We start from the raw sequence: 24,069 nt of genomic DNA, 5'->3' as shown, positions 1-24,069 counted from the left end.
CAGAAATCATGATCAATCTAAATAAAAAATTCATTGCTGCTTTATTCCTGGCTTCAGTAGCATTTACAACTACAGGTTGTAATGAGATATTGGATGAACAACCAAGAGGGATTTATACTCCGGAAGACTTTACAACGGAAAGAGGGATATCACAAGGTGTTACCTCTTTATACAGACAGTTGAGATTGCTTTACGGAAACGGTTATTGGTTAAATGCTAATATGACCGGTACAGATGAAGCCACATGGGGACAGAGCGCAGACGGTAATTTTAAAGATCTTGATATGACAGGGGGTGCAGGAAGTATCAATTCCAATACCTTTCCTACAAGTATGGTATGGGGATCCGTATTTCCGTCAATTAATACTGCAAATGGAATTATTCAGAACGGATCCGGAGCTGGTATAGCAGAATCACTGATTTCCGAAGCAAGATTTTTCCGCTCGTTCTATTATTTCCTGTTAGTGCAGACCTATGGAGGTGTACCTCTTGATCTGGGATCGGGAGAACTCGCTTTTAATATCAATCCAAAAACAACTTCAGTTAGAAATACAGTTACGGAAGTATACACTAAGGTAATCTTCCCGGATTTAATTAAAGCTGTGGAAAATCTTCCTTCTGACCCGCGGGCAAAAGGGGGAGTAACCAAAAATGTAGCCCGTTTATATTTGGCAAAAGCCTACTTAACGTATGGATGGTGGCTGCAAAATCCTAACAGCATTCCGACATACCCCGAAACTCCTCGCACAGATCCTGACGGCCACAACGCACAATGGTATTTTCAGCAGGCTTATGACGTTGCTTTAGCCGCCATTAATAATCCCGGACCTTATGCGTTGCAGCCAACTTACTATGACGTTAATGTAGGATCAAATGATCGTAATAGTGAATGTATGCTGTATGCAGATCATACAGAAACCAGTGCCTATTTCAACGAAGGGGTAATTCAGGCAAGCTATGGCGATGGATGGTCACCGAATAATTTCGCATCCTGGATGATGACTTGGAACTATACCAATCTTAAAAGCAGTACCTCCCCAACAACATGGACACCGGCAAGCTCTGTACAACGGGCAGCTTTCCAGCCGCTGGGAAGGCCTTGGGTGAGAATGGCTCCTACCATCGAAGTCATTAAAAATACATTCGCAGATAAAACCAATGATTCAAGATATGATGGAACATTTACAACTGTATACCGTGGTAACTGGAATAAAGAAGGAACTGGGCTTACCAATGTAGGAACACTGTATAATGCCAATAATCTTCCGATACAGCCCAATGCTCCGGTTCTGAGCTTTTTAAATGATGACTCCCAAACCCCGGCATATCCAACCAACGCAGGCCAAAACGGAATAGGTGCCGGCACATTGCCGGGAAGAGCTGATTGGGTGGTTGCCCCTAGCGGAATCAGCAGAATTGTGTATCCGGGGATCTGGAAAATTGGTCCTTACAGAACTGATAACGGAAATGGTTTAGGATATCCGAATCCAAGTCATACACGTCCTTTCTATGCAGCAAAATTTTCCGAGCTCTATTTTATTGCAGCAGAAGCAGCTGTAAAAGGAGCATCCGGCGCAGTATCTGCCAGAGATTTAATTAATGTGATCCGTGCAAGAGCAGGAAAATGGCGTTGGGATAATAATGGAAATGTAACAAAGATACAGGATAACAGTGCTGCTATGATTGCTGCAACACCATCAACTATAACAGTAGATTACATCTTATCAGAAAGATCCAGAGAATATTTTGGTGAAGGCTACAGATGGTATGATTTGGTAAGAACCCAAACCTGGACAGATAAGGCTGCATCATATTCTATTAGTGGAGCGAACTATGGAAATCATACGCCACAAACTGTAACAAGAACGATACAGCCTTTCCATTATCTCAGACCTATTCCTCAGGGACAGTTGGATGCTATGGAAGTATCGGCAGATATTAAAGCAAAATACCAGAATCCTGGATATTAATTACATTTTATTCTACATTCATATCAGCAACAGAGTAGGTGTGAAAGCACCTGCTTTGTTTACCTGAATTAAAATTAAAGATTATGGAAAAAACATGGCGCTGGTTTGGTAAAAAAGACAAAATAGAACTCAACACGCTTCGTCAGATCGGAGTGGACGGAATTGTTTCTGCACTGCATGAGATCCCAAACGGAGAAATCTGGAATTTAGAGGCCATTATTGATTATAAAAATTATATAGAAAGTCACGGACTTCGCTGGTCTGTTGTGGAAAGTCTTCCCGTGAGCGAAGCCATCAAATACGGAGGTGAAGACCGTGACTCTTTAATAGAAAATTATATCATAAGCCTTGAAAACCTGGGTAAAGCAGGGATTACAACAGTGTGCTACAACTTTATGCCTGTCCTCGACTGGGCAAGAACCGATCTCTTTCATGAATGGGAAGACGGTTCGTCATCACTTTATTTTGACAAAGCCAAGTTTGCGTACTTCGAAATTCATATTCTCAAAAGAGAAGGAGCAGAAAATGATTATTCCTCAGAAATTCTTCAAAAGGTAGAAGAGTTAAAAAGCACTTTAACGGAAAAAGATAACAATGATCTGATAGACTCAGTCATTGTAAAAACACAAGGATTTGTTAACGGAAACATCAAAGAAGGAGATAATAATCCAGTCGCTATTTTCAAAAATTTACTGGCCTTGTATGATGGAATAGATAAAAATCAGCTTCGCGAGAATATCAAATATTTCCTTGGAAAAATAATGTCTGTCTGCGAAAAATGGAATATCCAAATGTGCGTACACCCTGATGATCCACCGTTTTCCTTACTGGGTTTACCAAGAATAGTGACTAACGAAGAAGATATTGACTGGCTTCTGAAAGCAGTTGATAATCCTCACAACGGTTTAACGTTCTGTGCCGGATCTTTAAGTGCAAACCTTCAGAATGATGTTCCGCAACTGGCTCAGAAATTTGCCCACCGGACTAAATTCGTTCACCTGAGAAGTACAAATGTCTTTGAGAATGGCGATTTTATCGAGGCTCATCATTTGGGAGGAAGAGGAAAGCTTATTGAAGTGATCCGTGTTTTCGAAAAGGAAAATCCTGATCTTCCGATGAGAATTGACCACGGAAGGCTTTTAACTGAAGACGTTGACAAAGGATATAATCCCGGTTATTCATTTTTAGGAAGAATGCTGGCATTGGGCCAGATCGAAGGAGTAATGGCAGCAGTTCAGTCAGAATTACAGAAAAATTAATCTGCGTTTGTAATAAAATAGTAAAAAGTAAATGAAAGACCTGTTTAGTATTAAAAACAAAGTAGCAGTCATCACAGGGGCTTCAGGCGTTTTGGGAGGCAGTCTTGCTAAAAGTTTTATAGAGGCCGGAGCAAAAGTTGTGGCATTGGGAAGAAACCAGGAAACACTGGATTCCCGTGTAAAAGAGCTTGTAGATTTAGGAGGTAATGCATTTGCCGTAGAAGCCAATGTGATGAATATTGAAAGCCTTGAAACCGCTGCAGAGAAAATCACAGAAAAATATGGCAAAATTGATATTCTGCTTAACATTGCCGGAGGAAATATTCTCTTCAGCAACTTTGGCGCCCGAACAGTCATTTTTTGATATGAATATGAAAGGATGGGATGAGGTTACCGATCTTAATATCAACGGAACTGTTTATCCGAGCTATGTTTTCGGAAAAGTAATGGCTGAGCAGGGTAGCGGGAGTATTATTAATATTTCTTCCATGGCCGCTTATTCAGCTATTACAAGAGTGGCCGGATATTCTGCCGCCAAATCGGCGATCACCAATTTTACCCAATGGCTGGCCTCTGATCTCGCATTGAAATTCGGAGACAAAATACGTGTTAATGCCGTTGCACCGGGATTTTTCATTGGTGATCAGAATCGCGCTATTCTCCTGAATCCGGACGGAAGCTTAACCGAAAGAAGTAAAAAAGTAATTGCCAAAACACCCATGCAGAGATTTGGAGAAGTAGAAGAACTGAATGGTGTAGTACAGTTTCTATGTTCAGATTCGGCAAGTTTCATCACAGGAGCACTGATTCCTGTGGACGGAGGTTTCAGCGCGTTCAGTGGAGTATAAAAATTAATTTCTTCATATGCAGTGAACAGGGCCTTAATGGTTTCATTCTGGCCCTGTTTTTTAATGCAGACTTCATACATCAGAACACTTAAAAGAAAATTAAAATCAAGGATTTTAACAATAAATAATGAGTAATTCCATTACAAATAAAGAAGTTTTCGGAGAATTGTTTCTGCTGGAATCAGCAAAGGCAGAGAATCTGTATTTCGGTTATGCCAAAAACATGCCGGTGATCGATTACCACAATCACCTTGAGCCGGATGTTATTTCTGCCAATCAGAATTTCCGTTCTCCAACGGCTATCTGGCTGGATGGTGACCATTACAAATGGAGAGCCATGAGAAACTTTGGTATTGATGAACACTTTATTTCCGGAAAAGCTTCAGACCACGAAAAATTCATGAAATGGGCGGAAGTGGTGCCTTATACACTTCGTAATCCATTATTTCACTGGACCCATCTTGAACTCAAAAATCCTTTTGGGATCAATGAATATTTATCACCCAAAAACGCAGATACCGTATATCATCAGATGAATGAAAGTCTGCAGACATTCGAATTTTTACCACAATCCATTATTCAGAATTTTAAGGTAGAAGCCTTATGTACTACGGATGATCCCGCCGATGATCTGGCTCATCATCAAGCTTTAAAAAGCAGTGGATTTAAAACAGCTGTTCTTCCGGCTTTCCGCCCTGATTCCTATATTAATATGATTAATCCCGAACAATATCTTTCAGGAATTAAAAAGCTTGAAAAAGTCTGTGGATTGTCAATCACCTCTGTCTCTGATCTGTTGAATGCACTTCAGTCGAGGATCAATTATTTTGTGGAAGCGGGAGCAAAAGTCGCCGATCATGGGTTTGAATATTTTCCTGATACCACAAAATGGAATACTGCTCTGGAAAAAGAGTTTTCTGAATTCCTGAAAGGCAATCTTTCATCATTTTCCGATCCGGAAGCGCTATGTGGTTACCTGCTCAAGGAGCTTTGCAAAATGTACGCGGAAAAAGGCTGGGTACAGCAGTTTCATGTAGGAGCAACCAGAAATAACAATTCTGAAATGCTTATGAAAATCGGAATTAATGCAGGTTATGATGCTATCGGGGAACAATATTATGCACAGCGGTTGAGCATTTTACTTGATGAACTGAATACAGCAGGAAAACTCGCTAAAACCATTATTTATAATCTGAATCCCACATTCAACGAGGTCCTGGCGTCACTTGCCGGAAACTTTAATGAAGGTGGAATTAAGTCTAAAGTACAATTTGGGGCAGCCTGGTGGTTTCTCGATCAGCTTGATGGGATGGCAAAACAGATGAACACGTTTTCCAATATTGGGCTGATCAGCAATTTTGTCGGCATGCTTACCGATTCCCGAAGCCTGCTGTCGTTCTCAAGACACGATTATTTCAGAAGGCTTTTATGCAATCTGTTCGGAAATGAGATGGAAAGAGGCCTTCTTCCCGATGATGAAAAATGGATAGGAAAGATCATTCAGGATATCTGTTATTATAACACCAAAAATTATTTTGAAATCTAATACCATGCAGGATTCAGCTAAAATACTATGTTTCGGGGAACTGCTTCTCCACTTTGCCCCGGATTCCGAAGGAAACTGGCTTAATGAGCAGTCTCTGAAAATCTACATTGGCGGAGCAGAATACAATGTAGCGGCAGCACTTTCCCAGTGGAAGAATGCTGTGAAACTGCTATCAGCTTTACCGGAGAGTTTTGTGGGAGACCAGCTAGAATTTCAGCTTAAAAACAAAGGAATAAAAATCCTTGCAGAAAAGAATAAAGGGAGAATAGGAACATTTTATCTTTCTTCTGATGGAGATATGCAGAATGCTTCTGTAGTGTATGACCGTTTTCCGTCTGTTTTTACCCAATCGGATTTTGAAAATTTCCGTGATGATGAAATATTTTCAGAAGTACAATGGCTGCATATCAGTACGATTACCCCGGCTTTGAGTAACAATGCGTTCCGGAAATGTCTGCATCTCATGAAAGAAGCCAGAACCAGAAATATTACAGTTTCTCTCGACCTGAATTACAGAGCATTCCTTTGGCAAAACCAGAATCCACATAAAATTAAAGAGCTGATGCCTTTTGTGAATGTTCTCATGGGAAATATCTGGTCTGTTGAGCAGTTCCTGGATATTCCCATTGAATATAAGCTTAATGGAAATTTTGACGATGAAAACCTTCTGAAACAGGCCGGAAAAACAGCTTTGGAAATCAGGAAACAATTCCCGGATGTAGAAAAGATTGCCAATACGTTCCGCTTTACAAACGGAGAGAAGGTCAATTATTTTGCCACCTTATTTACTGATGAACAGCTTTTGATTTCAGAAAAATATGATGCAGACAAAATTGAAGAAAGGGTAGGAAGCGGTGATTCTTTTATGGCTGCTTTGATTCATGGAATTTTAAAAGGAAATCCTGAACAGCAGATCCTGGAGGATGCCACAAAAGTTGCTTTTAAAAAACTTTTTGTAAAGGGAGATACCATTGATGAAAGCATTAATATCGAAAAATTATGAACGAAATACTACAAAAAATACAAGACCAGAAAATAGTTCCGTTGTTTTATAACGAATCGTTTGAAGTCTCAAAAAATATCATAAAAGCTTTATACGAAGCAGGAATCCGTGTGATAGAATATACCAACCGCGGTCATCAGGCATTGGAAAATTTTACAGGGCTGAAAGCAATTTCCCATACCGAATTTCCCGGTCTTTTGTTAGGAATTGGAACGGTAAAAAACATAGAGGAAATGGATGATTTTGCCAATGCAAAGGCAGATTTTATCATTACACCGGTTATCAGTGAAGCATTGGTGAAATATTCTTTCGAAAGAAATATCCTGCTGATTCCGGGCTGCTTTACCCCTTCTGATATCAATATCGCGTATCAGAACGGTTTAAGACTGGTTAAAATATTTCCGGCAGACGCTTTAGGAAAGAATTACATCAAATCTGTGAAACCTGTTTTTCCGGGAATGAATTTTATGCCAACCGGAGGAATCCATGCTGATTATAAAGATATCACGGAATGGCTCAATGGTGGTGCCATAGCAGTAGGACTGGGCAGTTCGCTCATCGGAAAAGATTTTAATGAAGAAGAGCTGACTCTCAAAACAAAAAAATTACTACAACAACTTAATCATAACTAAATGCAGGCTCCTCACAACCGCAACATAAGATGGTGGATGCTGTCGCTTGTCTTTCTCGCCACTACGATCAATTATCTTGACCGTCAGGTAATGGGTTTGCTAAAACCTGTTCTGGAAAAAGAATTCAGCTGGGACGAAAAAGATTACAGCTATATCGTTATGGCCTTTACCACTACCTATGCTATCGGCTATATGGCCATGGGAAGGTTTATAGACCGGGTGGGAACCAAAATCGGGTATGTAGTTTCCCTTATTGTATGGAGTCTTGCCTCTATTGGTCATGGTTTTGTAAAAAGTACCATCGGATTTATTATAGCAAGAAGCACTTTGGGAATCAGTGAGGCCGGAAACTTTCCTGCTGCCATCAAATCAGTGGCTGAATGGTTTCCTAAAAAAGAAAGAGCATTGGCTACAGGAGTTTTTAATTCCGGAGCAACAGTAGGAGCCATTTTAGCACCGTTGCTTGTTCCGTTCATCCTGGGACATTATGGCTGGAGACAGACTTTTGTATGGATTGGTGCCTTAGGCATGGTTTGGATTATCCTTTGGTGGAAATTCTATGCCGTCCCGGAAAAAACCAAAAATATCACCAAGGAAGAACTGGAATACATAAAAAGTGATCGGGATGAAAAAACAGAGGAAAAAACCAAAATCCCTTTATCGCAATTACTCAAATATAAAGTAACATGGTCATTTGCTATTGGTAAAATATTAACTGATCCTATCTGGTATTTCTTTATGTTCTGGCTGCCGGCATATTTTTCAGATGTATTCAAAATGGATTTAACAAAACCATCTCTTCCGTTGATCATTATTTACAGCGGAACGACGATCGGAAGTATTGGTGGCGGCTATCTCTCATCATTTCTGATCAAAAAAGGCTGGGCGATCGGAAGGGCCAGAAGCGTTACGATGTTGCTGTTCGCTCTGATGGTTGTTCCGGTCATGTTCTCAAAATATGTAGATAATATGTGGATGATTACTCTGATTATCGCCCTTGCTACGGCTGCACATCAGGGCTGGGGAGCCAATCTTATGACTACGGTCGGCGATCACCTTCCCAATCATTATGTAAGCTCTGTGATAGGATTTGGCGGTATGCTCGGTTCGGCAGCAGGAATCATTTTTCCGCTTTTTATCGGAATCGTTCTCGATGCTTTTAAAAAATCAGGAAATATCAACGGCGGCTATAATATCATATTTTTCATAGCCGGAATATCGTATGTTACAGCCTGGGGATTGATTAAAATTATCAACCGCAAGAAAACCGTTTAGCTTGAAGGTAAAAATTGTAAAACATTAAAAAACTATAAAAAGAATAACAATGAAACAGAATACAATGGACTTAATCTTTTTCAGGAATAAAACCCACGTCCTTGCGGCAGCGGCTTTGCTTTCAGTAACTACTATTTCTGCACAGACTTTTTCAGATTTCAACTACCATGGAAACGATAAAATATATAATGACAACCCTCTTAAGCCGGACGAATTTTATTCCCCGGTTTTACAGGGCTGTTATCCTGACCCAAGCATCACCAAAAAAGGCGAAGATTATTACTTGGTAAACTCTTCTTTTTCAATGTTTCCGGGCGTTCCGATTTTCACTTCCAAAGATTTGGTCAATTGGAAACAGGTTGGGCACGTTCTCGACAGACCTTCTCAGCTTAAGGTGGAAAAAGGAGGTGTTTCACAGGGAATTTATGCTCCCGATATAAAATACAATAAGCACAACGATACTTTTTATATGATCACGACCCAGATTGCAGGTGGTATTGGAAATATGGTCGTAAAAACAAAAGATCCGGCGAAAGGATGGAGTGAAGTTCAGAAACTGAATTTTGATGGTATTGATCCTGCTATTTTCTTTGATGATGATGGAAAAGCTTACATTGTTCATAACGATGCGCCACCAAAAGGGACCGAACAATACAACGGTCACCGTGTTATTAAAATGTGGGATTACGATCTGGAAAAAGATCAGGTTGTCGCAGGTTCAGACAGAATTATCGTAAACGGTGGAGTCGATCTTTCCCAAAAACCCATTTGGATTGAAGGTCCGCATTTGTACAAATACAAAGGGAAGTATTACCTGATGTGTGCAGAAGGCGGAACCGGAGGCAACCATAGCGAAGTGATTTTTATGGCAGATTCTCCGAAAGGACCGTTTGTTCCCGCTAAAAATAATCCAATTCTTACGCAAAGATATTTTCCGAGAGACAGAAAGGAAAAAGTGGATTGGGCAGGTCACGCAGATTTGGTAGAAGGTCCGAACGGACAATGGTATGGCGTGTTTTTAGCAATTCGTCCGAATGTAAACAACCGTGTTACCAAAGGCCGTGAAACTTTTATTCTTCCTGTAGACTGGAGCGGAACGTATCCTGTGTTCCAAAATGGCTTGGTTCCGATGAAACCAAAATTGAAAATGCCACAAGGCGTTCAGAATCAAACCGGGCAAAACGGATTTTTTCCGAACGGAAACTTTACCTATAACGATAAATTAACGGATAAAAATCTTGATTTCCGATGGATTGCAATGCGCGGACCGCGTGAGAATTTCATTACTGCCACGAAAAATGGCGTAAAAGTAAATCCTATGGAGACTAATATCAAATCGTTGGCTCCGGTTTCAGCATTATTCCACAGATTGCAGCACGAAGATTTTGAAACGTCGGTAACACTTGACTTCAAACCTAAATCCGAAAAAGAGCTGGCAGGGATTACCTCTTATCAAAGTGAAAAATTCAATTACGTTTTCGGAATCACAAAAAAAGATAAAGATTTCTACATCGTACTGGAAAGAACTGAAAAAGGAGAATCAAAGCTGATCGCCAGTGAAAAGATTTCATTATCAAGACCTGTTAAATTGCAGGTTGTTGCTGATAAAGATGAGCATAGCTTCAATTATTCGCTGGATGGTAAGAACTATAAAAATCTTGGAGGCCCTGTTTCAGGAGATATCCTTTCTACTGATGTAGCAGGAGGTTTTACAGGAAGTCTGATTGGTCTGTACAGTACCTCTTCCAATGACATTATACCAGAATAGAAGGTCTGCGAAAACAGAAAAAACATTTAGTAAGAACCATCATTTGCTGCATAAAATGTTTTAAAATAAAAAAACTGAGAGTAAAACCAAGCATCACAGTACATTTTGAAAATCAAAAAATCTTATATAGTTTCTTTATTGGGGTTTATCGGGCTGAATCTTCTTTCAGCCCAGGTAAATCCAGCCTTGAAGAAGCAGGTAACAGAGTTTACCAACCCCGTTATTTGGGCAGATGCCCCGGATTTATCCATTACCAGAAATGGAAATGATTTCTATCTGATCAGTACCACTATGCATTTAATGCCCGGAGCACCGGTAATGCATTCAAGAGATCTGGTTAATTGGGAAATGTCCGGATATGTTTTTGATACGCTGAATGATAATTCAAAATATGATCTATTGAACGGAACCGTTTACGGCAGAGGACAATGGGCTTCTTCAATCCGCTATCACAAAGGAAAATACTATGTTTTGTTTTCTCCGAATGATGAACCTTTCAGATCTTATTTCTATGTGACCGACAATCCTGAAAAAGGAAAATGGAAGCTCATCACGAGAGCACGCCATTTCCACGATGCCTCATTGTTTTTTGATGATGATGACAGGATCTACGTTTTCACTTCCAACAAAGTTTTTGAACTGAGTTCTGATTTTAAAGAAGTGACTGGAAACTCAGATGGAACTGAAGTATTTCAGAAAGACACTTCGGAAACAGGACTTCTGGAAGGAAATCAGGTCATTAAAAGAAACGGAAAATATTATATAATGATGATATCCTGGCCCAAAAACGGGAAACGCCGCCAGGTAGTTTACAGAGCCGATAAAGTGACAGGCCCTTACGAGAAAAAAGTAGTGTTGGAAGACAATTTTTTAGGATTTTCTTATGCAGGTCAGGGCGCTTTGATAGATGATAAAAATGGGAACTGGTATTCCCTTATTTTCCAGGACAGAAACGGAGTGGGACGTGTTCCGCTGCTGCTTCCCGTACAATGGGAAAACGATTGGCCGGTATTGGGAGATGATGGAAAAGTTCCTCTGAAAGGAGAAATTCCTCTTCCGCCATTTAAAGCTAAAAATCATTTGGTGGAAAGCGATGAGTTCTCTGATAAAAAAATGAAAATCCAGTGGCAGTGGAATCATAATCCGGTGAATGAAGCGTGGTCTTTATCCGAAAGAAAAGGATTTCTCAGACTGAAGACCAGCAGAGTGGTAGACAATCTATATGCTGCACCCAATACGCTGACTCAGAGAATGGAAGGCCCGATCTCTTCAGCAGTTGTTGCAATGGATCTCAAAGGAATGAAAGACGGAGATGTTATCGGTTTCAGCGCTTTCAACGGTGATTCCGGGATCTTGTCAATAGTGAAAGAAGGTAATGAAAAATTCATTGTTTTTTCAACCAATGAAGTGAGTCTGGATAACAAAACAAAAGCCATTACAGAGGTTAAAAAAGAAGAGAAAAAACGGATTCCTCTCAATTCGGATAAGGTTTTTCTTCGTATCGATGCCAATTTTAACCTCGGGAAAGATCTTGCAGACTTTTATTACAGCACCGATCAGAAAAACTGGACAGCAATGGCAAAAGACTATAAAATGATCTTTGATTACCGTAGATTTTTTATGGGATCAAAGTTTGCGGTTTTTAATTATGCCACTAAAAATACCGGAGGTTTTGTAGATGTGGATTTTTTCAGAGTCAATGAAGCTGGAAAATAGAAGTACTAATAAAATCAGAAAAGCAGGGAGAATTCTGCTGTAAATATCTAAATAAAATAATACACTATTATTTTTTTATCCGAAATAATAAGTGTTTAAACTACAAATAAAAAAGTCATGAATAAATCAGTTGTATTGGCATTAGGTTTCATGCTGTCAGGATTTTTTGTTTCTGCACAGGTTTTGGAGAAAAAACGACCACAGGATTTTGACACAGAGAAAAAAGAAATTCCGCACGGAAAAATTGACACGATACAGTATTCTTCGACAACGGTTGGGACTACACGCAAAGCGTTGGTTTATACTCCTCCCGGATTTAAAAAAGGAATTAAATACCCTGTTTTATATCTGCTTCACGGTATTGGCGGGGATGAAAAAGAATGGTTCAGAAACGGAGCTCCCCATATTATTTTAGATAATCTGTATTCCAAAGGAAAACTGAGTCCAATGATCGTTGTATTGCCCAACGGGCGGGCAATGAAAGATGACAGAGCTACAGGAGATATCATGGCAAAAGATAAAGTGAAGGCTTTTGCAACCTTTGAAAAAGACCTGCTGAATGATCTGATTCCATTTATTGAAAAAAAATATCCGGTTAAAAAAGATAGAAATGACAGAGCCATTGCCGGGCTTTCCATGGGAGGCGGGCAGACCCTGAATTTTGGGTTGGGAAATATCGATAGGTTCGCATGGGTAGGTGCCTTTTCCGCCGCTCCCAATACCAAAGAGGCTCAACAGCTTCTCCCGGATCCTTCCAAAGCTAAAGAATTAAACCTTCTCTGGATCTCATGCGGAGATCAGGACAGACTAATGCCTTTCAGCAAAAGAACAAGCGACTATCTTACAGAAAATAAAGTTCCTCATATTTTTTATGTAGAACCGGGTGCTCATGATTTCAAAGTCTGGAAAAATGATCTGTATCTGTTCTCGCAACTGCTTTTCAAACCTGTAAACCAGGAAGATGTTAACCTTATTCTGAATGCAGAATAAAATATCTGGTTAAATCTAAATTTTTAATTCTATGAATATCCGTAAAATACATATCAGTTTAATTGCACTTATAGGATTTTTCTCAATAGGGTTTTCCCAGAATCCTATCATCCAGACCAGTTATACTGCTGATCCTGCCCCAATGGTGTATAATGACAGGTTATATGTTTATACCACCCATGACGAAGATGATTCTACGTGGTTTACCATGAACGACTGGAAAGTATATTCCACCAATGATATGGTGAACTGGACAGATCATGGAACAGTTCTTTCCTATAAAGATTTCGATTGGGCAAAACGTGACGCCTGGGCCGCCCAATGTATAGAAAGGAATGGAAAGTTTTTTATATATGTTCCGATGTGGTCAAAAACCAACAATAAGGGCGCTATCGGTGTTGCTGTGGGTGACAGTCCGTTTGGCCCTTTCCATGATCCATTAGGAAAACCACTGGTACAAAGTGAATGGGGTGATATCGATCCTACGGTTTTTATTGACGATGACGGACAGGCCCATATGTACTGGGGAAACCCTAAGCTTAAATATGTAAAACTGAATGAAGATATGATTTCCTATTCCGGGAATATTGTAGAAGTTCCAATGACTGAAGAATCATTTGGTAAAAGAGATGGAAAACCCAATCAGGAAAGACCCACAAAATACGAAGAAGGGCCATGGCTGTACAAAAGAAAAAATCTGTATTATCTTTTTTGGCCGGGCGGTCCGCTTCCTGAATTCCTAGGGTATTCTACAGGAAAAACGCCACAGGGACCCTGGAAATATGGAGGAATTGTGATGCCTGCTGAAGGAAAATCATTCACCAATCATCCCGGTGTCATTGATTTTCGCGGAAAAACTTACTTCTTTTATCACAATGGTGCATTGCCGGGCGGAAGCGGGTTTACAAGATCCGTAAGTCTGGAAGAGCTTACATTCAATAAAGACGGCTCTATTTCACCATTTAAAATGACCAGCGGAATTACAAAAGCTATTGCAACCGTTAATCCTTACTCATTCAATCAGGCAGAAATGATGGCATGGTCAGAAAATGTTAAATCTTATCAGAATAAAGAGGCTGGTGTTTTTATCAAAGCAAAGAAAAATGGCGCTTATACCAGTGTGAAGAATGTGGATTTTGGTAAAAAAGGCCCCAACTCGTTTTCCACAAGAGTAGGAACCACCCATAACAGTGACGTAACAATGACCATTCATTTGGACGCTGTTAACGGTCCGGTTGCCGCAACGGTAAAGGTTCCGCTGACCGGTGGAGATGACCGTTGGGAAATGGTAAAAGTACAGATTGCTGAAAAAATTACCGGTATTCATGACCTGTATTTTGTATTCAATGGAAAAGCCTCAACTGATATTATGTATTTCGACTACTGGACGTTTCTTGAAAATAATGAGTTATGAGAGAAAAAGTTTTATATATCGTTTTCAGCTTGTTTCTGATCAGCAAAAGCTTTGCACAGGTAGCAGAAATTTCAAGTCCTGACGGACATCTGAAGCTTCATGTTTTTTCAGAAGAGGGAAAAGCCTTGTACAATGTGATCTTTCAGGGAAAGATAATGCTTGAAAAATCTCCGTTGGGCCTGATAACCAATGAATCCGATTTTTCAAAGAATCTGAAATTTATTAACAGTCAAAAAGATGTAGTTTCTAAAAAGTATACAAACGGAAAAATTAAAAAGTCTGAGATTGATTACGAGGCTAATTCTTTAACGGTTAATTTCGTCAATGTAGATCAATATCAAATAGATGTTGAATTTCAGGTGAGTAATAATAATATTGCTTTCCGCTATAATATTCCACCCATGAAAGAACGGTTGAGTGCTGTTGTACAGTCTGAAGCTACCGGTTACAGGTTTCCGTCACAGACCACTACTTTTCTTTCACCCATGATGAAACCAATGACAGGTTTTGCCCGCACGGCACCAAGCTATGAAAGTGGTTATAAAGCCGATGCTGAATTGGGAATACCATCTGATTACGGCTATGTTTTTCCTGGTCTGTTTCATATCGGAAATGAAGGTTGGATATTACTTTCTGAGACAGGAGTGAACAGCATGTACTGCGCTTCCCATTTGGAAACCACAACAGAGAAAAGTCTTTATAAAGTAGCGTATCCGAACATTGCTGAAAATAATGGCTTCGGAAGTACCGGAGCAGCAGTTTCTCTTCCCGGGAAAACGCCGTGGAGAACAATTACGGTGGGCAGTTCTCTGAAACCTATCGTGGAAACCACCATTCCTTTTGATGTAGTAGATCCGATGTACGAGCCTTCACAGGAGTATCAGTTCGGGAAATCTACCTGGAGCTGGATTCTATGGCAGGACAAAAGTATGAACTATGATGATCAGGTGAAATTCATAGACCTTGCTGCTGCGTTGCAATATCAGTTTATTCTCATCGATGCGCTTTGGGATAAAAATATAGGCAAAGACCTTATGAAAGAACTTATTCAGTATGCAAAATCCAGAAATGTAGGAGTGTTACTCTGGTATAATTCCAACGGAGCATCCAATGATGCGCCCATGGGGCCCAGAAATAAAATGAGCTCATCCGTTGAACGTAAAAAGGAAATGAAATGGCTGAAAGAAGCAGGAGTAAAAGGATTGAAAGTGGATTTCTTCGGAGGAGACAAACAGGAAACCATGCGTCTTTACGAAGACATTCTATCCGATGCCAATGATTACGGATTAACCATTATTTTCCATGGAGCGACCGTACCGAGAGGCTGGGAAGTAATGTACCCGAATTATGCAGGAAGCGAAGCTGTTCTTGCTTCAGAAATGCTTTATTTTTCAGAAGATGTACGTAAACAGGAAGCTTTTTTTGCCACACTTCATCCTTTCATCAGAAATACAGTGGGAAGTATGGAATTCGGAGGGACTTTCCTCAATAAATATTTAACGGAATCCAATAAGGATAAAAATAAAAGACATACCACAGGCGGCTTTCAGCTGGCTACAGCAGTTCTTTTTCAGAATCCGGTTCAGATGTTTGCTGTAATGCCGAATAATCTTACGGATGCACCAGAATTTCAGCTTGACTTTATGAAAGAAGTTCCGACCCTTTGGGATGAGACAATCTTTGTAGACGGCTATCCAGGAAAATATGCTGTGGTTGCGAGAAGACATGCGGATCATTGGTATGTGGCTGGCGTGAATGCTGAAAAACAAACCAAAAAACTGAAAATAAAGCTTCCGATGTTCGCTGGGAAGATCCTGAAATTTATCAATGATGATGCAAAAGGAAACATATCTGAGAAAGAAGTAAAAACAAATGCTAAAGGAGATTTCACCACTGAAATGCAGCCGCAGGGAGGTTTTGTACTGAGAAATTAACAAGTAAACCAATAAGGTTTGAATTGAGTAAAAAGAATACAAAGTTTTTGAAATTTAAAAAAAACTGATTATGAATCATCTGAAAATATTTGTCCTTGCTGTGCTGTTTGGATTTTGCTTGAAAATCCATGCTGCAGAACCGTTTGTCAGTGCTGAGAAAAGTCCCGAAAGCATCATTTTAAAAGAAAAGACGCTCAATCTTTCGATTTTTACCAGCTCTGGGATGGATCAGGGGATTATGAGAGCTGTGAAAAATCTGCAGACTGACTTTCAGAAAGTGACAGGAGAACAGCCAGTTATTCTTAACCAGATTTCAGGATTGCAGTCTCCTTTACTTATTATTGGAACTGTTGGGACAAAATCAGCTATTGATGATCTGATCAGGCAAAAAAAACTTGATGGGAGAGTATTAATCGGAAAAAGGGAAAAATATATCATTCAGAATGTGAGCAATCCTTTTCCGGGAGTTTCTGAAGCCATTGTGATTGCAGGAAGTGATAAAAGGGGAACCATTTATGGAATTTATGAAATGTCCCAGCAGATAGGCGTTTCACCATGGTATTATTGGGCAGATGTTCCGGTTCCGGTAAAAGAAAATTTATATTTCAAAAAAGGAAGGTATACCGATGGCGAGCCTGCTGTAGAATATCGCGGAATCTTCCTTAACGATGAGGAACCTTCACTCGGAGGATGGGCAAGAGCAACATTTGGTGGAGTAAACAGTAAATTCTACGAAAAAGTTTTTGAGCTGATCCTGCGCCTGAAAGGAAATTATATATGGCCGGCAATGTGGGGAAAAGCATTTTATGACGATGATTCTCTGAGCGGACCATTGGCTGACGAAATGGGCATTGTTATGGGAACTTCCCACCATGAGCCTATGGCTTTGGCACAAACCGACTGGCACAGGTATATCAAGAAAAATAACCTCCCGAATACCTGGGATTACGCTAAAAATGCAGACGTTTTACAGAAATTCTGGAAATCCGGACTCGCGAGAAGCAAAAACTGGGAAAAGCTCGTTACAGTAGGAATGCGTGGCGATGGTGATGAAGCGATGGGAGAGGGAACCAATATTTCCCTGCTGGAGAAAATTGTAAAAGACCAGCGTAAGATCATTGCTGAGGTTACTGGAAAAAAGGCTGAAAAAACACCTCAGGTCTGGGCATTGTATAAAGAAGTTCAGGATTATTATGATAAAGGAATGAGAGTTCCTGATGATGTTATCCTGTTGTTCTGTGATGATAACTGGGGAAATGTAAGAAAGCTTCCCGACCTTTCAAAACCTTTGCATAAAGGCGGATATGGAATGTATTACCATTTCGATTATGTGGGAGGGCCGAGAAATTCTAAATGGATTAATATCAGTCCCATCCAGAGAGTCTGGGAACAGATGAACCTTTCTTATGAACACAAGGTAGATAAGCTTTGGGTCGTTAATGTGGGTGATTTAAAACCAATGGAATTTCCAATCAGTTTTTTCATGGAAATGGCCTGGGATCCAAAGCAGTTTAATGCTAAAAATCTTTTCGAATATACTGAAAAATGGGCTGCTCAGCAGTTTGGAAAAAAACATGCGAGAGAAATTGCCGACATGATTAATCTTTATGCCAAATACAACAGAAGAGTGACGCCTGAAACCCTTGACAGCAAAACATACAGCCTTCAGAATTATAATGAATTTGAAGCTGTTTTAAATGATTACAGAGCATTGGCCGTAGAAGCTTTACGCTTAAAAGAACAGATTCCAGCCGAATATCAGGACGCCTATTACCAGTTGGTTCTGTATCCAATTGATGCCTGCAGCAACTTATACGAAATGTACTATGCTGTAGCAAAAAACAGGGAATTGGCGGCTCAATATGATTTAAAAGCAAATTATTACGCTGACAAGGTGAAAGAATGTTTTGAGAGAAATGCTTATTTGGATCATAAATACAATAATGAGATTGCCGGCGGAAAGTGGCAGCATATGATGGACCAAATGAGAATAGGATACAAAACCTGGGCAGACGGAAAAGAAAACATAATGCCTGAAGTTACTTATGTGTATGATGATAATGCTTCGAAAGAGAAAGTATTTCAGGAGAAAAACGGATATGTTTCCATTGAGGCAGAAAATTTTGCAAGAATGAGCAATTCAGACCGAATCCATTGGGAAATGATTCCTGATTTCGGAAAAACAAAATCCGGAGTGACAACATTTCCGCAGAATGCCTATCCAAAAAAAGATGAAAATATCTGGCTGGAATACGATATTAATTTTGAATCCAAAGGAGAATTTGAGGTTGAACTTCTTTTAGCACCTACTTTAAATTTCAATCATAATAAAGGACTCCGGTACGAAATTTCGTTTGATGATCAGCCTGCACAGGTCGTTAACTTCAACGGCCATTACAAAGGAGAATTGGGAAGATGGCAGTCCGAACATATCATTAAATCCCCTACAAAACATGCAATTCAGCAATCAGGAAAACATAGGTTACGTTTCAGAGTGCTTGAACCCGGCATTGTTCTGGAAAAAATACTGATCAACACCGGAGGTTTAAAACCTTCTTACCTGGGAGCTCCCGAAAGTGAAATGCTTCACTGAAAGACAAAATACTGATAATAAACAACACTTTAATCATGAAACAGTACTCTTAATTCACATTCCAATCTAAAATACAGTTCCCTGACAGAAAATGAAGAGAAAAGAACAGCGAATGATTCTGTAAACAACTTTATTTAACAGATCACTGCCTGATATTACTCAGGATATTTACCTGATGGTTTTTGAAAATTAACTGTCTTGAAAGGGAGTTTATTGCCCTTATCTCAATTATGTACACTCAAAACCAAAAATATTTAACCAAAACAATATGAAAAAACTTTTAAGTCTTGTTACCATTCATTCCCTATGTCTTTTTTTTAGCTGCTTCCTGTCTGGACAGCTTACCACGGTAAAAATTGACAAGAATATTCCTTATCAGAAAATAAAAGGATTCGGAGGATTTGTCTGCAGTCCCCAGTTTGCCTATAATCATATGACAACATCGGAGATTCAGAATCTTTGGGGAGCATCCAGTGAAGGCGGATATAATATTATGAGATTATATATTCCTGAAAACAGCAGCAACTGGAGTTCCGTACTGGCTACGGCACAGCTCGCAAAATCGATGGGGCTTACCATTTTTGCCACTCCGTGGACCATGCCTGCAGCCTGGAAAACCAACAGCCATGTGAATGCCGTCTATACCGATGCCAATGGAGTACAGCAGATAGGATATCTGAAGACCGAAAATTATCAGGATTATGCCCTTTATCTCAACAGCTTTGTTACCTACCTTCAGAACAACGGGGTAGATCTTGATTATATTTCCATTCAGAATGAACCGGATGAAATGGCCCAGTATCAGGGATGTATCTGGACACCTTCACAAATTACCAATTTTATCAAGAATTACGGGCAGCTCATCAACTGTAAAGTGATTGCCCCGGAAAGCGTTGGATTTACAGATAATTTTGCCAGTGCTTTGCTGGATCCTGCAGCAATGGTCAATTTTGAAGTGTATGGAGGACATCAGTATGGACTCATCCAGTCTACATACAAGCAATTTCAGAATTATAATAAAGAAATATGGCAGACTGAATATCTGATCAACTGGAACTCTTCATCCACCCAACCGGCACGGGATTTTAGCTGGAATACTGACGCCTTTACCTTTGCCAGCAGTGTCAATAATGCATTATTAGGAAATATAAATGCCTGGATCCATTACTCTGCCAAACGATATTATGGTTTAATGGGTGACGGAACTTACGGGACTACCGCAGGCGTAATGACCAAAAGAGGCTATATCCTTTCACATTATGCCAAATACACAACAGGAAAAACAAGGATAGATGCGAAATGGAATGACAATACAGGAGTTTTACAAGGCTCTTCCTATATTTCCCAGGATGGGAATCAGGTTGTTCTTATGGTCATTAATCCTTCTCAGAATGCTTATAGTTTGAAAGTTGATCTGCCCTTTTACACGACTTCAGGAACAAAAGTGCTTACCAATACGCAATCCAATATGGTGAGCACGCCTCTTTCAATGAGTACACCGACATTCCGTCCCAATGCTGAGATCAGCCCTTCCAGTGTCATGACTTTTGTTTTTAATAAAAGCGGCGACAGACCAGCTTCTCTGATGACGGGTGGTGATATTCATTATAATAAAATTGAAACACAAACTGCCACCAATGCAGCTTTTGGTACAGGATTCAATATCAGCAATACAACGGTGACATTCTCCAATCCAAGCCCTCTGATCAGTAATAATATGACTGCCACTAACGGATATCTTCAGCTGAATGACAGGTACAATAAACTGGTATTTCATGTAAACAGCTATACAACAGCGGGACAAAGCTATTCGGACAATACAACTTTATACTATATCAACAGCCAGGGCGTGACGAAATCCTATAATTACGGAAAGATTAATTTTCCGCAGGGAGGAAATTTCGATATCACATTCGATATTTCAAGACAGGTGCTTACAGACGGATGCAAAGGAATTTTAGGATTGAGAAATTCCAATTACAGCTCTGTGCTTACGATTAATCTGGGAGATGTTTATTTCAATGTGGGAAATGAAAATGCTTCAAAATTTGCAGACACCTATTCCGGCAGTGACAGCAGTCTGATGGATGCCTTGGAAAACGGGTACTATACTTCGGTGGATTTTAGAAATGCAGCAGGGATTAATTCCTCTAATAACTGGCAGCCTATGAGTGCCAACACCAACAGTATCTATTATGTGAATTCAAATGTAAGCTCATCTGTCAATAATGTGATTTCAGGTACTGCCTGTTCAAATCTTGTCCTTTCCGGTCAGGGTATGGATTTTCAGGTGCCTTTTAATTTCACAGCGACTACAGCTTCTTACAACCGTACATTTAATGGTTATGACATGCTGATCTTGCCATTTCAGGCTAATATACCTTCAGGAGTTACTGCTTATATGATGTCACCCGGAGCAAACAATATCACCTGTACCGCAATCTCAAACGGGACCATTCTTGCGAATACTCCGGTAATCATTAATGCGACAGGAAATATTACTTTCAACGGCTCAGGAAATGTTTCCACACCTAAGGCAATCACTGTCAGCCAGATGAACGGAGTTTATCAGAGCATCAAAGTTCCGGCCAATGCCTATGTTCTGAAAACAGAAAATGGAGTAACAGGATTTTATAAAGTTGCAGCAGGAAGCGAACCTTTAATAGGCTCTTTCAAAGCCTATCTTACAGAAGAAAATACATATTCTGCCAACATTCTTCCTTTGAATTTTGGAGTGTTAAGTGTCAGTAATCTTCTTGCTGAGGCAAAAAAAGAGCAGGTTAAAATATATCCGAATCCTGTAAAAGCAGATCTTTTTATTAATTCTGATTTTTCAGAAGCTACCACAACAATTTTTGATGGAAGAGGAAGCGTCATCAGATCCGGATTGAAAATAAATTCAGGGAAAAACCAAATCAATGTGGCAGATATGCCTGCCGGTATTTATTTTATTGAGGTTACTCATAAAAATAATGTGGTGGTAAAACAAAAAATTGTCAAAGAGTAATTGAATCCAAAGCCATCATACAATATGGTTGTGATGGCTTTGTTTATATGCATCATAATTTTACAAAATAAATTTTAATGGCTACAAAAAACAAAATATTTTCCATCGCAATTTCCCTAAGTGCTACTTTTTTTTCGGCTCAAAATAATAAAGTCCGTACCTATAACCTGGATTTAAAAGAACCTCCTGCAAATATTAAAATACAGCCTACCATGTACGGTGTTTTCTTTGAAGACATCAATTTTGCAGCAGACGGAGGAATATACGCTGAACTGATTAAAAACCGCAGTTTTGAATTTGATGAACCCCTTACAGGATGGAAACAACCTAATACAAAAACGCTTTCTCCTAACCTGGATTCCGGCTTTCTGACCATTTATTCCGATCATACCAAAGCCAATAGAAATTATGTGAGAATTACCGTTCTGAATGATAAAAATTATCTTCTGGAAAATGAAGGTTTCAGAGGAATAGGCCTTCATCAGGAAGAACAATATGATTTCAGTTTTGATCTGGAGAATGTTTCAGGAACTATTTCTGCGGTCAATGCAAGCCTTGTTGATGAAAACGGTAAAGAAATTTCTTCTGCCTCTACCCTTGTAAGAGGAAAGGGATGGCAGAAATATACAGCGGTTTTAAAATCACTGCAAACCGTTGAAAAAGCAAAACTGCGGATCACATTTACCGGAAACGGCATTGTGAATATGGATATGATCTCACTTTTTCCTCAGGATACCTGGAAAGGCCGAAAAGGAGGTTTACGAAAAGATCTCGTTCAGAAACTATATGATTTGCAACCCGGATTTTTACGGTTTCCCGGAGGTTGTATTGTAGAAGGAAGAACCTTGGCAGAACGGTATCAGTGGAAAAAAACAGTAGGAAATGTGGCAGACCGGGAATATCTTATCAACAAATGGAGTACAGGATTTCCGCATCGTCTTACACCGGATTACGGACAGTCTTTCGGGTTAGGATTTTTTGAATACTTTCAGCTTTCCGAAGATCTTGGTGCAGAACCCGTTCCTATTCTGAGCTGCGGAATGGCTTGCCAGTTCAATACCGCAGAGCTGGTGAAAATGGAAGATCTGGATCCATATGTTCAGGATGCTCTGGACCTGATTGAATTTGCCAACGGAGATCCCAAAACAACAAAATGGGGGAAACTCCGTGCTGAAATGGGGCATTCACAGTCTTTTAATTTAAAATTTATCGGAGTAGGGAACGAACAGTGGGGAGCGGACTATATCGAACGTTATAAAGTATTTGAAAAAGCCATTCATACAAAATATCCCGACATTAAAATTATCTCAGGAAGCGGACCATCACCTGACGGAGAATTCTTTGAATATGGCTGGAAAGAATTGAAACAGCTTAATGCACAGATTGTCGATGAGCATTATTACAACTCACCCGAATGGTTCATGAAAAACGCCGGGAGATATGATGATTATGACCGTTCCGGACCTAAAGTTTTTGCAGGAGAATATGCAGCCCAGTCTGTTGGCGTGGTAAAACCTGATAATAAGAACAACTGGCTGACAGCCCTTTCAGAAGCTGCTTTTATGACCGGTCTTGAAAGAAATGCAGATGTGGTCCATATGACTTCCTATGCACCGCTTTTTGCCCATGCTGATGGCTGGCAGTGGACCCCTGACCTGATTTGGTTCAACAACCTGAAATCCTATGCTACTCCGAATTATTATGTTCAGAAATTATTTTCCAATAACAAAGGAACTGATTTACTTAAAATTGAAAGTAGCGGGAAAGCTTTATCAGGGCAGGAAAAGTTATATGCTACAGCAGTGAAGGATGCAAAAACAAATGAGATCATTATTAAAATAGTTAATACTGATACTCAGGCTAAAATCATCCATATCAATATCGGAACTCTGAAAATCGGCAAAAAACTAACCAAAATATTTCTGACTGCATCACAGCTTTCCAGTGAAAATAGTTTTGATACTGAACCTATAAAACCTAAAGAAGAGATTTCTGAAGCAAAAAATGACGAAATCTCAACAGAAATTCCTGCCAATTCTTTAGTGGTTTTAAAAGCAAAAATAATTTAATGAATTGATAATTAATTTACTACAAAAAATAAGTGTGTTTTTTAC

General features: G+C 39.7%; 16 protein-coding genes. All 16 read left to right on the top strand.

What is annotated here, in order from left to right; genetic code table 11:
- Nucleotides 1–8 precede the first annotated feature (8 nt).
- Nucleotides 9–1,970, top strand: coding sequence for a RagB/SusD family nutrient uptake outer membrane protein (locus tag QF044_RS11700; RefSeq protein WP_307267300.1), 1,962 nt, complete (start codon nucleotides 9–11; stop codon nucleotides 1,968–1,970).
- Nucleotides 1,971–2,053: 83 nt separating this feature from the next.
- Nucleotides 2,054–3,229, top strand: coding sequence for a mannonate dehydratase (uxuA, locus tag QF044_RS11695; protein WP_307267298.1), 1,176 nt, complete (start codon nucleotides 2,054–2,056; stop codon nucleotides 3,227–3,229).
- Nucleotides 3,230–3,260: 31 nt separating this feature from the next.
- The gene (locus QF044_RS11690) at nucleotides 3,261–3,593 is read left to right on the top strand and encodes an SDR family NAD(P)-dependent oxidoreductase (RefSeq protein WP_307267296.1); all 333 of its coding nucleotides are present in this window, start codon (nucleotides 3,261–3,263) and stop codon (nucleotides 3,591–3,593) included.
- A complete protein-coding gene (locus QF044_RS11685; protein ID WP_307267294.1) occupies nucleotides 3,511–4,077 on the top strand; it encodes an SDR family oxidoreductase in 567 nt (188 codons plus the stop codon). The genes QF044_RS11690 and QF044_RS11685 overlap by 83 nt, the downstream gene beginning before the upstream one ends.
- Before the next feature lie 127 nt (nucleotides 4,078–4,204).
- A complete protein-coding gene (gene uxaC / locus QF044_RS11680; protein WP_307267292.1) occupies nucleotides 4,205–5,623 on the top strand; it encodes a glucuronate isomerase in 1,419 nt (472 codons plus the stop codon).
- Nucleotides 5,613–6,626 (top strand): PfkB family carbohydrate kinase, encoded by a 1,014-nt coding sequence (locus QF044_RS11675; RefSeq protein WP_307267290.1) that lies wholly within the window; start codon nucleotides 5,613–5,615, stop codon nucleotides 6,624–6,626. Before uxaC ends, QF044_RS11675 begins: the two co-directional genes overlap by 11 nt.
- A complete protein-coding gene (locus QF044_RS11670; RefSeq protein ID WP_307267289.1) occupies nucleotides 6,623–7,258 on the top strand; it encodes a bifunctional 4-hydroxy-2-oxoglutarate aldolase/2-dehydro-3-deoxy-phosphogluconate aldolase in 636 nt (211 codons plus the stop codon). Before QF044_RS11675 ends, QF044_RS11670 begins: the two co-directional genes overlap by 4 nt.
- Complete coding sequence (locus QF044_RS11665; protein ID WP_307267286.1) at nucleotides 7,259–8,533, top strand: MFS transporter; 1,275 nt, start codon at nucleotides 7,259–7,261, stop codon at nucleotides 8,531–8,533.
- A gap of 49 nt (nucleotides 8,534–8,582) precedes the next feature.
- Complete coding sequence (locus QF044_RS11660; protein ID WP_307267284.1) at nucleotides 8,583–10,301, top strand: glycoside hydrolase family 43 protein; 1,719 nt, start codon at nucleotides 8,583–8,585, stop codon at nucleotides 10,299–10,301.
- A 105-nt stretch (nucleotides 10,302–10,406) separates the two neighbouring features.
- Nucleotides 10,407–12,017: a glycoside hydrolase 43 family protein gene (locus tag QF044_RS11655; RefSeq protein ID WP_307267282.1), complete on the top strand. Its 1,611-nt coding sequence runs from the start codon at nucleotides 10,407–10,409 to the stop codon at nucleotides 12,015–12,017.
- Nucleotides 12,018–12,134: 117 nt separating this feature from the next.
- A complete protein-coding gene (locus tag QF044_RS11650; RefSeq protein ID WP_307267280.1) occupies nucleotides 12,135–13,007 on the top strand; it encodes an esterase family protein in 873 nt (290 codons plus the stop codon).
- Nucleotides 13,008–13,038: 31 nt separating this feature from the next.
- On the top strand, nucleotides 13,039–14,421 hold the full coding sequence (locus tag QF044_RS11645; protein ID WP_307267278.1) for a glycoside hydrolase family 43 protein: 1,383 nt from the start codon (nucleotides 13,039–13,041) through the stop codon (nucleotides 14,419–14,421).
- Nucleotides 14,418–16,355 (top strand): glycoside hydrolase family 97 protein, encoded by a 1,938-nt coding sequence (locus tag QF044_RS11640; protein WP_307267275.1) that lies wholly within the window; start codon nucleotides 14,418–14,420, stop codon nucleotides 16,353–16,355. Before QF044_RS11645 ends, QF044_RS11640 begins: the two co-directional genes overlap by 4 nt.
- A 70-nt stretch (nucleotides 16,356–16,425) precedes the next feature.
- Nucleotides 16,426–18,948: a glycosyl hydrolase 115 family protein gene (locus QF044_RS11635; RefSeq protein ID WP_307267272.1), complete on the top strand. Its 2,523-nt coding sequence runs from the start codon at nucleotides 16,426–16,428 to the stop codon at nucleotides 18,946–18,948.
- 268 nt (nucleotides 18,949–19,216) lie between these two features.
- On the top strand, nucleotides 19,217–21,955 hold the full coding sequence (locus QF044_RS11630) for a T9SS type A sorting domain-containing protein (protein ID WP_307267269.1): 2,739 nt from the start codon (nucleotides 19,217–19,219) through the stop codon (nucleotides 21,953–21,955).
- 77 nt (nucleotides 21,956–22,032) lie between these two features.
- Complete coding sequence (locus QF044_RS11625) at nucleotides 22,033–24,024, top strand: alpha-L-arabinofuranosidase C-terminal domain-containing protein (RefSeq protein ID WP_307267267.1); 1,992 nt, start codon at nucleotides 22,033–22,035, stop codon at nucleotides 24,022–24,024.
- The last annotated feature ends 45 nt before the right edge of the window (nucleotides 24,025–24,069 follow it).

The sequence above is a fragment of the Chryseobacterium sp. W4I1 genome (genome assembly GCF_030816115.1).
In the GTDB taxonomy this organism is placed as follows: domain Bacteria; phylum Bacteroidota; class Bacteroidia; order Flavobacteriales; family Weeksellaceae; genus Chryseobacterium.
This window is presented reverse-complemented; position numbering and strand designations above follow the sequence as displayed.